This window comes from Streptomyces silvae (assembly GCF_016745505.1).
In the GTDB taxonomy this organism is placed as follows: domain Bacteria; phylum Actinomycetota; class Actinomycetes; order Streptomycetales; family Streptomycetaceae; genus Streptomyces; species Streptomyces silvae.
In genome coordinates this window covers 1-11,484 of the sequence record NZ_JAERUC010000177.1, presented here as the reverse complement: position 1 = coordinate 11,484, position 11,484 = coordinate 1, and the positions used below count along the sequence as shown (strand labels likewise).

General features: G+C 71.2%; 10 protein-coding genes and 1 tRNA gene. 3 read left to right on the top strand and 8 right to left on the bottom strand.

Annotated elements, in window-relative coordinates:
* Nucleotides 1-41: 41 nt before the first annotated feature.
* Together JKV81_RS28385 and JKV81_RS28380 are read right to left on the bottom strand one after the other, a co-directional pair.
* Nucleotides 42-1,505 (bottom strand): aminopeptidase P family protein, encoded by a 1,464-nt coding sequence (locus JKV81_RS28385; protein WP_129264641.1) that lies wholly within the window; start codon nt 1,503-1,505, stop codon nt 42-44.
* A gap of 127 nt (nt 1,506-1,632) precedes the next feature.
* Nucleotides 1,633-3,009, bottom strand: coding sequence for a PP2C family protein-serine/threonine phosphatase (locus JKV81_RS28380; protein ID WP_236057990.1), 1,377 nt, complete (start codon nt 3,007-3,009; stop codon nt 1,633-1,635).
* Nucleotides 3,010-3,707: 698 nt separating this feature from the next.
* Here JKV81_RS28380 and JKV81_RS28375 point away from each other — a divergent pair.
* Nucleotides 3,708-4,391 (top strand): bifunctional DNA primase/polymerase, encoded by a 684-nt coding sequence (locus JKV81_RS28375; protein ID WP_129264643.1) that lies wholly within the window; start codon nt 3,708-3,710, stop codon nt 4,389-4,391.
* A 736-nt stretch (nt 4,392-5,127) separates the two neighbouring features.
* On the opposite strand, the gene JKV81_RS28370 is transcribed toward JKV81_RS28375, so the two are convergent.
* The 3 genes from JKV81_RS28370 to JKV81_RS28360 all read right to left on the bottom strand — a co-directional run bounded on the left by JKV81_RS28370 (nt 5,128) and on the right by JKV81_RS28360 (nt 7,891).
* Nucleotides 5,128-6,093 carry a DUF5926 family protein gene (locus tag JKV81_RS28370; RefSeq protein ID WP_129264644.1) on the bottom strand — a complete coding sequence of 322 codons (966 nt, stop codon included), beginning with the start codon at nt 6,091-6,093 and terminating at the stop codon, nt 5,128-5,130.
* Between the two features lie 212 nt (nt 6,094-6,305).
* Complete coding sequence (locus JKV81_RS28365) at nt 6,306-6,905, bottom strand: ATP-binding protein (RefSeq protein ID WP_202078462.1); 600 nt, start codon at nt 6,903-6,905, stop codon at nt 6,306-6,308.
* Between the two features lie 140 nt (nt 6,906-7,045).
* Nucleotides 7,046-7,891: a glycerophosphodiester phosphodiesterase gene (locus JKV81_RS28360; protein ID WP_129264646.1), complete on the bottom strand. Its 846-nt coding sequence runs from the start codon at nt 7,889-7,891 to the stop codon at nt 7,046-7,048.
* A 197-nt stretch (nt 7,892-8,088) separates the two neighbouring features.
* Between JKV81_RS28360 and JKV81_RS28355 the strand changes: the two genes are divergently transcribed.
* Both JKV81_RS28355 and JKV81_RS28350 read left to right on the top strand, forming a co-directional pair.
* On the top strand, nt 8,089-9,579 hold the full coding sequence (locus JKV81_RS28355; protein ID WP_129264647.1) for a S1C family serine protease: 1,491 nt from the start codon (nt 8,089-8,091) through the stop codon (nt 9,577-9,579).
* A gap of 60 nt (nt 9,580-9,639) precedes the next feature.
* Nucleotides 9,640-9,726: transfer RNA gene (locus tag JKV81_RS28350), tRNA-Ser, on the top strand.
* Between the two features lie 64 nt (nt 9,727-9,790).
* Here JKV81_RS28350 and JKV81_RS28345 read toward each other — a convergent pair.
* The 3 genes from JKV81_RS28345 to JKV81_RS28335 all read right to left on the bottom strand — a co-directional run bounded on the left by JKV81_RS28345 (nt 9,791) and on the right by JKV81_RS28335 (nt 11,249).
* Nucleotides 9,791-10,270 carry a hypothetical protein gene (locus JKV81_RS28345; RefSeq protein ID WP_129264648.1) on the bottom strand — a complete coding sequence of 160 codons (480 nt, stop codon included), beginning with the start codon at nt 10,268-10,270 and terminating at the stop codon, nt 9,791-9,793.
* A 110-nt stretch (nt 10,271-10,380) separates the two neighbouring features.
* A complete protein-coding gene (locus tag JKV81_RS28340; RefSeq protein WP_202078460.1) occupies nt 10,381-10,875 on the bottom strand; it encodes a cupin domain-containing protein in 495 nt (164 codons plus the stop codon).
* Nucleotides 10,876-10,922: 47 nt separating this feature from the next.
* Nucleotides 10,923-11,249, bottom strand: coding sequence for a DUF4267 domain-containing protein (locus JKV81_RS28335; protein ID WP_236057991.1), 327 nt, complete (start codon nt 11,247-11,249; stop codon nt 10,923-10,925).
* Between the last annotated feature and the right edge of the window lie 235 nt (nt 11,250-11,484).

Below are 11,484 nucleotides of genomic sequence, written 5' to 3'. Positions count from 1 at the left end.
CCCTCCCGGCGCACGGGGCGCGGGCCTGTCGGCCCCGGGGGTCAGCCCTTGAGCCGGGCCATCCACGCCTCGACCTCTTCGGCCCGGCGCGGCAGCGCGGCGGAGAGGTTCCGGTTGCCGTCCTCGGTCACGAGGATGTCGTCCTCGATCCGGACGCCGATCCCCCGGTACTCCTCGGGCACGGTCAGGTCGTCGGCCTGGAAGTACAGTCCGGGCTCGACCGTGAGGCAGACCCCGGGCTCCAGGGTGCCGTCGACGTACGACTCCGTGCGCGCGACGGCGCAGTCGTGGACGTCCATGCCGAGCATGTGGCCCGTGCCGTGCAGCGTCCAGCGGCGCTGGAGACCCAGCTCCAGGACCTTCTCCACGGACAGGTCGCCGAGCAGGCCCCACTCGACCAGCTTCTGCGCGAGGACCCGCTGAGCCGCGTCATGGAAGTCGCGGAAGGCGGCGCCGGGCTTCACGGCGGCGATGCCCGCCTCCTGGGCCTCGTACACCGCGTCGTAGATCTTCCGCTGCAGCGGCGAGAACGTGCCGTTGATGGGCAGCGTCCGCGTCACGTCGGCGGTGTAGAGCTCGGTGGTCTCCACGCCCGCGTCGAGCAGCAGGAGTTCGCCGGCGCGGACCGCGCCGTCGTTGCGGACCCAGTGCAGGGTGGTGGCGTGGGGGCCGGCCGCGCAGATCGAGCCGTAGCCGATGTCGTTGCCGTCGACGCGGGCGCGCAGGAAGAAGGTGCCCTCGATGTAGCGCTCGCTCGTGGCCTCGGCCTTGTCGAGGACCTTGACGACGTCCTCGAAGCCGCGCGCCGTGGCGTCGCAGGCCTTCTGCAGCTCGGCGATCTCGAAGGCGTCCTTGACCAGACGGGCCTCGGAGAGGAAGACGCGCAGTTCCTCGTCGCGCTCCGCGGTGACCTTGTCGGCGAGGGCCGCCTCGATGCCCGCGTCGTGCCCGCGGACGTTGCGCACCGGGCCGGTGGCCTCGGTCAGCGCGGCCGGGAGCTCGCGGACGTCCTTCGCCGGGATGCCGAGCAGCTGCTCCGCCTCGGTGAGGGAGTTGCGGCGGCCGACCCAGAGCTCGCCCTGGCCGTCGAGCCAGAACTCGCCGTTCTCACGGTTGGAGCGCGGCAGGAGGTAGAGCGTGGCCTCGTGCCCGCCCTCGGTCGGTTCCAGGACCAGGACGCTGTCCTGCGTCAGGTCACCGGTGAGGTACGCGTACTCGGTGGAGGCGCGGAAGGCGTACTCCGTGTCGTTCGAGCGGGTCTTCAGGTTGCCCGCGGGGACGACGAGCCGCTCGCCGGGGAAGCGCGCGGAGAGCGCGGCGCGGCGGGCGGCGGTGTACGAGGCCTGGGCGATCGGCTCCAGACCGTGCAGCTCGGTGTCGGCCCAGCCGGACTTCATGTTCTCGGCGAGCTCATCGGAAATGCCCGGGTACAGGCCGTTCTTCCGCTGCTTGATCGGCTCTGCTTCTGCTGTTTCCGGGGTCTCCGGGGCGAGCTCCTCAGACACGTTATGTCCTCCTTGTACGACACTGGGCCCTCTCCATCGTACGGGCGTACGGAAGGGGGCTCAGAGCTGGAAGACCTCTTACACGTCCGGGGCCGTCGGCGGGGTGGGTGAGGGGCGGTCCGGAGGCTCAGTCGAAGCGTGCGGCGAGCACGGCGACGTCCTCGGTGGCGGCGCTGCGGTCCGTGCCGTCGGCGGGCAGGACGGTCCGCAGGACGTGGTCCGCGACGGCTCCTGGGTCCTGGCGCAGGACCTTCGGCACCCCGGCCGCCGCCGCGTGCAGCCGCGCGAACGCCCGGTCCCTGGTGTCCCCGGTGCGGCGCAGCAGCCCGTCGGTGTAGAAGAGCACCGTCTCACCGGGGCGGGGGGTGAACTCCACGCTCGGCGCCTCCCAGCAGGAGAGCATGCCCAGCGGTGCGGAGAGCGTCGTCTCGACGAATTCGGTGCGCCGCTCGCCGGTCACCAGCGGCGGGGTGTGCCCGGCTCCAGCGAGGACGATCGTGCGCCGGTCCGGTTCGCAGTACGCGTAGAGCGCGGTGGCCGCGGCGGAGGGCTCGGTCATCCGCAGCAGCAGTTCGAGGTCGGAGAGTACGGCGACGGGGTCCTCGCCCTCCATCACCGCGTAGGCCCGCAGACCTGCGCGGAGCCGGCCCATGGCGGCCAGGGCGGCCGGTCCTGACCCCCCGACCGAGCCGATGGCCAGGCCCAGCGCGTTGTCCGGGAGGGGCAGCGCGTCGTACCAGTCGCCGCCGGCCCCGGGTCCTGCCCGGCGGCGGGCGGCCAGCCGTACTCCGGGAATCCGCGGCAGCCTGCTGGGGAGGAGCTCCTCGGCGACGGCGGCGGCGTCCGCCCTGGCGCGTTCCAGTTCGAGCAGGCGGGCGAGGTGCTCGGCGGCGTAGCGGGCGTACACCCCGACGAGATGGCACTGGCGTTCCAGCGGTTCGGCCGGTTCGTCGTACAGCCAGACGGCCGCGCCGAGCCGGCCGGTGGTCCGGGCTGGCGAGTCCGGCCCGGTGGCTCCGGCTGCTTCCGCCGCTCCGGTCGCGAGGGGCTGCGTGTAGCTGGCGGCGTACCCGAGGCGGGCGGCGACCTCGCGGCAGCCGGGGTCGAGGCCGGGGTCGCCGAGGATGTCGGGGCTCGCCAGGGGCGCGCCGGTATCGGGGAGGCCGTCGAGGAAGCGGCCGTACGCGGTGGCGCTGCGGGGCACCGTCTCGATGTGCCCCAACTCGGCGTGGCTGAGGCCGAGGCCGATCGTGCGGGACGGCCCGCGGCCGTCGGCGGGTTCGAGGACGAGGAGCCCCCGGGCGGCGCCCACGAGGGCCGCACCGGCGACCAGGAGTTCATGGAGGGCGCTGTCCAGGGTGCTGGTCCCGGCCAGCCGTTCGGTGAGTTCGTGCAGGGTGGTGAGATCGGAGACCCAGCCGGCCAGCCGGTCCTGGATGAAGGCTCCCGGCGCGGAGGGAATGCCTTCCGTGGGTGCGGCAGTGTGCGTTGAAACGGGAACCATGGGATCGATTCCAGCCACTTTCGGAAGGTGGGGGGCGCTCATGGCAGTCGGCTTTCCGACCGGTGCGTTGTGTCGAATAGCATCGCAAACCCCCATGTCGTTCTGCGCCGCTATCGGTGCAACCACATGTACACGGACCCACATCTACACGCACAACTGAGGTGATGTCCAGCATTGTCCTTACGGTATTTATGGTGTCCGTGAGACACTCAACTTGGCCGAAAAATGCACCCCCGGGACGTTTTTTGCGATCGACTGGGTGTGCTCGACAGGGGGCGCCCTCGGGGTGAAATGCCGGAGGGAGCGTCATCCCGGTCATGCGGGGTACGTAATCGTGGATGGCCAGGGGCAGTTGTGACCGCCCTGGAACCCGACAGCGAGCCCGGGCGTCCTCATGGATGACGGCCGCCCGCCCACCCCCCGATCGGCGGGGTTGCACAAGGGACGGCACGCGCCCAGCGCACGCCGACCGCGCGATGTTTTGACTGGACTCGGCTCGGCTCAACCCGGTTCGACTCGGCTCAGCTCGATTCTGTTCGGTTCCACTCTGCTCGGCTCAAGCTCACGCTCGGCACCGACTACTCGTCCGTACCGCAGACCCGATGAGCAAGCACGCACAGCGAAGAGACGCACACGTGGTGTAACGAGCACGTGGTGTGATGTGGACCTCGGCGTTCAACGGAAAGGAACGAGCGCTCATGCGCGAGATCCTCGGAAGGCGACGCAGGCACCGGCCCCGGCGCAAGGCAAGCTCCGCCCAGCTCGACGCGGCACTGGCCTGTGCGACCGTCCGGAAGTGGCCCGTGCTCCCCGGAGCAGGGCTGGCGACGGGAGCCGTACGCGGCGAACGCGGCCGCGGCTGCGCCTGTCCCGACCCCGAGTGCGCCGTACCCGGCGCACACCCCTTCGACCCCGGTCTCCTCGCGGCGACCACCGACGCGCGCATGGTGCGCTGGTGGTGGACCAACCGGCCCACCGCGCCCGTCATCCTCGCCACCGGAGGCCAGGCGCCCTGCGCGCTGAGCCTGCCGGCCGTCGCCGGTGCCCGGGCGCTGCCCGCGCTCGACGCCATGGGGGTGCGGCTCGGCCCCGTGGTGGCCACGCCCACCAGGTGGTCGCTGCTGGTCGCCCCCTACACCCTGGAGCGGCTCGGCGAACTGCTGCACGCCCAGGACTGGGTGCCCAGCTCCCTGCGGTTCCACGGCGAGGGCGGCTATCTCGTCCTGCCCCCGTCCGAGGTGGGCACGGGGCAGGTGCGCTGGGAGCGCGCCCCGGAGACCGGGGACGCCGCGCCGTGGCTCCCGGATGTGGAAGCGGTCCTCGACGCGCTCGTCGAGGCGAGCAACAGCGCACCGGACGGCGGCAGCCGGCTCGCGTACTGAGCGGCCGGCGGCCCTGCGACGCGCGGGACAGCGACGCGCGGAACAGTGGCGCGGGAACAGTGACGCGAGAACAGTGACAAGGAAACGGCGACGCGGGAACAGCGGCGCCGGAACGACGACGCGGGAACAGCGGGCGGCTCACTCGTTCAGGGGTGTGAGGCCGCCCGGTCCCGCGTGACCGCGCAGCGTGAGCGAGCGGGATGTAATTGCATCCGCGCAAAGAGCGGTGTTCGCAGGCTTATGACGGCCCATTCGCAGATTGCCGAAACGGTGCGCGCGGTGGTGCCGGTGTGAATGTTCCTCAGGTGCAGGGGGTGCATTCCCGGTGCCCGGCAGCCACCCGGAGTTCTGTCCGAAAGTGCACGCCCGTACGTCCGGAGGCACCGGGGGCGCACGCCGCTCCGGCGCGGAGCGTGGCCGGACCCGCACGCAGAGGCCGACAGGCCGCGGCCTGGGGAGGCGTGGGTCGGTGAGGGTGCGACGCAGGTGAGGGGCCGGGCAGTCGCCGCAGACCGCCGATGAGCCGAGTGCTCCGGCGTGCGCCCCGGCCGAAGAGGGCCGGAAACGAGGACGTCCGGCCGCTGGCGACGGGGGATGCACCAGCGACCGGACTTCCAGAACCGTAACAAGAGATCTGCCGTTAGCAAATTCGATCTCGCTTATTCGGACAGCTATTTACCTACGTGCACGGGGAGTTGTGACGGGTGTCACCGCCGGGTCCCGGTCCTCGTCACTGTCAGCTGAGCGTCACTTGGCGGTTGGTGAGCCCCCCGCGCGCCCGGCGCTCGTCGGCCGTCAGCGGAGCGTCCGAGGCGAGCGCCTCGGCGAGCCGCTCGGCGAACTGCGCCGCGGGCTTCTCGCACTCCTCGGCCCCCATCGCGCTCGGCAGGTCCCAGACCGGGACCATGAGCCCGTGGGCGCGGAACGAGCCCACCAGACGGGTGTCTTCGCCGAGCGACGAGGTACCCGCGGCGTGCAGCCGGGCGAGGGCGTCGAGGAGTTGCTCCTCGGGGTGCGGCATGACCCAGCGCAGGTGGTTCTTCTCCGGCGTCTCGCACCAGTAGGCCGCGTCCACGCCGGAGAGCCGGGTGGTGGGGATGGCCGCCGCGTTGGCGCGCTCCAGCGAGGCGGAGACCTCCGCCGTGGCGTTCTCCGCGTCGGGCACCCAGAACTCGAACCCGGAGTGCACGACCGGCTCGAACGCGGCACCGGGGTCGAGGATGTCCTGCAGACGGGGCCCGTCGGCCGGTACGCGGCGGGCGGTGACCGGCGAACCGGGCTCGGCCTCCAGCGCGCGCTGCAGGGTGTCCGCGAGGTCGCGGCTGAGGTCTCCGGAGGAGGTGTCGTTCTGCAGGGCGAGCAGGACGGAGCCGTCGTCGCGGCGCAGCGCCGGCCATGCCATCGGCAGCACGGTCGCCAGCGACACGGACGGTACGCCCTCGGGAAGCCCGTCCTTCAGCGTCAACTCGACGGTGGCGGCGGGGACCAGCTCGCGCAGGGCGATCCAGTCGCACTCCCCGGCGATTCCCTCGAAGGGGCGCTGGACCAGCTCGGTGACGGCGTGGGCGGCGGCGCGTCCGTGACACGCCTTGTAGCGGCGGCCCGAACCGCACGGGCAGGGCTCACGAGCCCCTACGACCGGGATTTCACCGTCCTTGAGCTGCGGCTTCCCGGCCTTGGACTGAGGGCGCTTCTTGGCCATGGTGGGCGTTCTCCCGATTGCGACAGTGCGGTCTCGGGCGCGAGCCTAGCCGTCCCCGTCGTACGCCGGGGCACACCCGCCGTGGCGCCCTCGCCGCCTGCTCCGCCGAGTTGTGCGCCGTACCGCTCTCAGCAGGCGGCTGTCAGCACGTGTCGCTCGGCCGGCAACGGTCGGCCCGCGTTGCCCGGCGTGCATCTGCGGGCCCGCGTCGCTCAGCCCGCGTCGTCGAAGGCGTCGAGGACGTCGGACAGTTCCAGCCCGTCGAGCGAGCCGAAGCCGCTCATCCCGCTCATCCCGTTCAGTCCGCCCAGCCCGGCGCGCTCGCGGCGTCCCGCCCTCGCGGGTCCCGCCGTGCTGAAACCGCCGGAGCCCCGGCCCGGTGAGACGAGGGCCCACACGGTGACCTCACCGGCGGTGTCGTCCCGCACGCCCCACTCCTGGGCGAGGGCGCTGATGATGTTGAGCCCGCGGCCGCCGCGTGCGGTGACCGACGGTGTGGCAGGGACCGGCCTGGTCGGGCCGCCGCCGTCCGTGACCTCGACCGTCAGGTCACCCCTCCGGTCCACGCGCCACGCGGCACGGATGTCGCCGTCGCCCACCTCCGTGTGCTTCCCCAGCGGCCTGCCGTGCCGGCAGGCGTTGCTGAGCAGTTCGGAAAGGATCAGTACAGCGTCGTCGACCACGGCGTCCGACACCCCGTTGCTGCGCAGCTGCTCGCGCATACGGTGCCGCGCCTGCCCCACGCCCGCAGGGCCATGGGGTACGGCCATGCTCGACGACGCGGGCACTTCCTGTGCCACCACAAACGCCACCCCCGAGACCTCCTTTGCCCCACGCCACGGTGTGGATGCCCCCCTGGACTGCGCCGGAAACCGGCCAAAGCCCTGACAGTGATGCACTCGTAACGATCGATTGCGGAGTGAATGCGCCGGTGCACCCCGTGTAACTGATGTTAAGAGCGGCCAAGTTGTGACAGGACCTGTTTCGGGCGGTTCGTGATGATTGCCTCGACCCCGAGGCGTACGCACAGATCGACGTCCTCCGGCTCGTTCACGGTCCACACGTGCACCCGGTGCCCCGCCTTGTGCAGCCGCTCGATGTACCCGGGGTTGTTGCGTACGATCCGCATCCCCGGGCCGGCGATCCGCGCCCCCGCGGGGAGGCGTCCGTCGCGCAGCCTCGGGGAGACGAACTGCATCAGGAAGACGGTGGGCAGGGTGGGTGCCGCGGCGCGGACGCGGTACAGGGAGCGGGCGGAGAAGCTCATGACGCGTACCGGGGCGGGTCCCTCGGCCGGCGGGGTGTCCAGGCCGAACCGCTTGAGCAGATGGAGCAGCCGTTCCTCGACCTGGCCGGCCCAGCGAGTGGGGTGCTTGGTCTCGATGGCCAGCTGGAGCGGCCGTCCCCCCGCGCGGACGTCGTGGGCCAGCTCCAGGAGCCGCTCCAGGGTGAGTACGGAGGTGAGCTCGCCCGGCACCGGGTCCCAGTCCGGTGACTCGTGGTGGTCCTGGTGGCCCTCGTGCTTCTTCCAGGAGCCGAAGTCGAGGGTGGCGAGATCGGCCAGTTCCAGGGCGGAGACGGCCCCCCGTCCGTTCGACGTGCGGTTCACCCTGCGGTCGTGCACACAGACGAGCTGCCCGTCCGCGGTGAGGCGTACGTCGCACTCCAGGGCGTCCGCCCCGTCCTCGATGGCCTTCCGGTACGCGGCCAGGGTGTGCTCCGGGGCGTCGTCCGAGGCGCCGCGGTGGGCGATGACCTGGATGGGAGGCTGTGGTGAGGGTAGGCGTGCGTGGGTCACCGCGACATCGTGTCACCGGGACGCCCCGGGCGCTGACACCTTGTTGTGTAGGACCGTTTTGCCTGATGTAAAGATTGGTGTGCGGATGCACAGGTCCTGCTTACAGTGGCCTGACGTGCTGTGGGAAAAGCTGACTGCAGACACGTGCACAGCGGATCTCTTGCCGAATGCCGAGTGGAACCGAGGAGTAAAGAGCTGTGAGCACCGAGAACGAGGGCAACGAGGGCAACGCGGTTCCGTCCGTACCGTCTGTTCCGTCCGCACCTCCCGTGCCGGCCGCCGCTCCTGAGGGCACCCCGCAGGGCGGTACGCCCGCGCCGGAGGCCCCGCCCGCCGCTCCTTCGGACGCGCCGACGGCCCACATTCCCGCCGTCGCGCACCAGGACGGCGCCGAGCCGCCCGCCGCCGGGCACGAGCAGCACCCGTACGCGCCGCCGTCGCCGCAGCAGCCTCCGGCCGCTTCGGCCGCCTGGCCGCCGCCCCCGCCCGCCATTCCCTCGTACGCCGACGGCGGCAGCCCCCCGGCCTGGGGCGCCCCGGAGCCCGCGCAGTCCGAGCACCCGCGCCGGCGCCGCGCGGGCGGCCTGGTCGCGGCGGTGGCGGTGGCCGCACTGGTCGCGGGCGGTATCGGCGGAGCCCTGGGCTACTGGGCCGCCGACAGCAACGACTCCGGTTCGTCCGGGTCGACCACGGTCGCCGCCTCCAACAGCCCCAAGGACTTCAAGCGCGACGCGGGCACGGTCGCGGGCGTCGCGGCGAGCGCGCTGCCCAGCGTGGTGACGATCGACGCGCAGTCCGGCGACGGCGAGGGCGGCACGGGCACCGGCTTCGTGTACGACAAGGAGGGCCACATCCTCACGAACAACCACGTGGTGGCCTCCGCGGCGGACAGCGGCCAGCTGACCGCCACGTTCTCCAACGGCAAGAAGTACGACGCCGAGGTGGTCGGCCGGGCCCAGGGGTACGACGTGGCCGTGCTGAAGCTGAAGAAGGCCCCTGAGGGACTGACGCCGCTGGCCCTGGGCGACTCCGACAAGGTCGCGGTGGGCGATTCCACCATCGCCATCGGGGCCCCCTTCGGCCTCTCCAACACGGTCACCACGGGCATCATCAGCGCGAAGAACCGCCCGGTGGCCTCCGGTGACGGCTCCAGCAACAAGAACTCGTACATGAGCGCCCTGCAGACGGACGCCTCGATCAACCCGGGCAACTCGGGCGGGCCGCTCCTGGACGCGGGCGGCGCGGTCATCGGCATCAACTCGGCCATCCAGTCCACCAGCGGTGGCGGCGTCGGCCAGTCCCAGGCAGGCTCCATCGGCCTCGGCTTCGCCATCCCGGTGAACCAGGCGAAGAACGTCGCCGAGCAGCTGATCAAGACGGGCCAGCCGGTCTACCCGGTGATCGGCGCGACGGTGACGATGGAGGAGAAGACCGGCGGCGCCGTCATCTCGGACGAGGGCGCGGGCGGCACTCCCGCCGTCACCCCGAACGGCCCGGCGGCCCAGGCGGGCCTGAAGGCCGGTGACGTCATCACCAAGTTCAACGACACGACGGTCGAGAGCGGCCCGACGCTGATCGGCGAGATCTGGACCCACAAGCCGGGCGACAAGGTCACGCTCACGTACAAGCGCGACGGCAAGACCGCGACGGCCGAAGTCACCCTGGGCGAGCGCAAGGGCGACAGCTGACCGGCTAGGCTGTTCCACGCATCGAGCCGGAACCGGTCCCCGGGGGCGGCGACGGTGCGGGGTGGGTTGCCCGAGCGGCCTAAGGGAACGGTCTTGAAAACCGTCGTGGCAGCGATGTCACCGTGGGTTCAAATCCCACACCCACCGCAGGCGAGAGGCCCCTGACCAGTACGTATGGTCGGGGGCCGTCGTCGTGGTGTGCGGGCAGGACTCACCGGACCGTGACACTGCTCGATATCGTCAGATCTGATCGCGCCGCGTCGTGGAGCACGTTGAGGGCATCGACCAGGGGGATCGGGCGGAGTTCGGCTGTCCCGGTCGAGGGGGTGCGGGCCGTCCTCAGCAGTTCCCACGTCTGCTGGTTGACGGTGTGAGCGGCGGTGGCAGCCTCCTTGTCGCTCAGCAGGATGAAGGTCTCGAAGAGGACCGATCTTCTGTTCTCGCTCTCCTCCATCGCTGCCAACGCTTCGGACGCGTCCCTCCCCTGTTCACGAGCCCGCCCGGCTTCCATGGCGGCCCTCTGGATCTGCTTCACGCACGTCAGGTAGTCGATGTACGTGTCCAGCTTTCGCTCGTCCCAGCGCGTGGCCATCTCCCTGCGGAACTTGGCCCGTTCGGCGACCGCCGTGGCGAAGTAGGACGTCAGGGCGCCGATGAGGACGCCGACCAAGGTGAAGATCTGGGTGGCCATGATTGACAACGTACCTTCGGGGGAGGCCGCGGACCGGGGCCGCTGACCAGGCGGTCCGGGCGGGGGAGGCTGTCCGTGGGTCCTGCCCCCGTCCCGGCGGTTCCTGTCGGTCAGGCGCGGGTGGCGGTCCAGGTGTCGCTCTGCAGGAAGTACGTGTCGTACAGCTCCTGGACGTCCAGGAGGCTCTCCGGCGGGACCTTGCCGTAGGCGATGCGTTCGAGGTGGCGGAAGTACTCGAAGCGTTCGACCCCCGGGGTGATCACGATGAGGATGTCCGCGTCCTCCCCGGGAGCGGCGGCGAAGGCGTGCGGCACGTTCGGCGGGACGACGACGAGGTCGCCGCGGCCGGCGGTGACGATATGGTCGCCGGAGAGGAGCTGGGCCGTGCCGTCCAGGAGGTAGAACAGCTCGGCGGAGTTGGCGTGGCGGTGGGGGTTGGCGCCGTTGGCGCCGTCGGCGAGGGTGACCCGCTGGGTGGAGAGCGCGCCGCCGGTGGCGCTGCTGTCCGCCAGCAGGCGGATGGTGGTCGGGGCCTGCCCGATGACTTCGGCGTCGGCCTCGCGCACGACATGGGGCCCGTCGAAGTCCGGGTGGATGAGGGACATCTGCTCGCCTCCTGGGGCTGCGGAGTACGGCCGTTCCGTGTCGGGGATCAGGCCGCGAAGAGAAGTGCGGCGGAGATCAGGACGACCGCCGCCGTGGCCGCGTGGATACCGAAGGCCACGGCTTTCGTGCCCCCGTTCCGGAGGACGATCACCGTGTCGCCCAGCGGGGTCAGGGCCACCACCACCATGAACCAGGCCGCGGCGTCGGCGTCGGAGAACGCCAGCAGTGCGAGGCCGATGAGGCCCGAGACGAGATCGCGCAGCCCCTTGATGGTCAGATACGCGGAGTCGCCGTTCTCCTTGGCCGGCACGCCGTAGCCGGCCGCGGCGGCCTGTGGCTGGAAGAAGAACCGGAGGCCGACGAAGATGATCATGAGGTCCAGTACGACGGCCAAGCCGTACGCGAGCGGTGTGAGCACGTCCATCTCCCTGCGGGCCTGCGCTGGATGGTGCCCTCGGAGGAGGACGTGCCTCAGGATGCAGCGTGGCCGAAACGCGAACAATCTCCGGCTTCACATGGTCAGATAAGCAAGGTGTTATCGCCGGAGGTCTGGGGGCCCGGGTGGAGTTGCGAGACATCGAGATCTTCCTGACGCTGGCCGAGGAGCT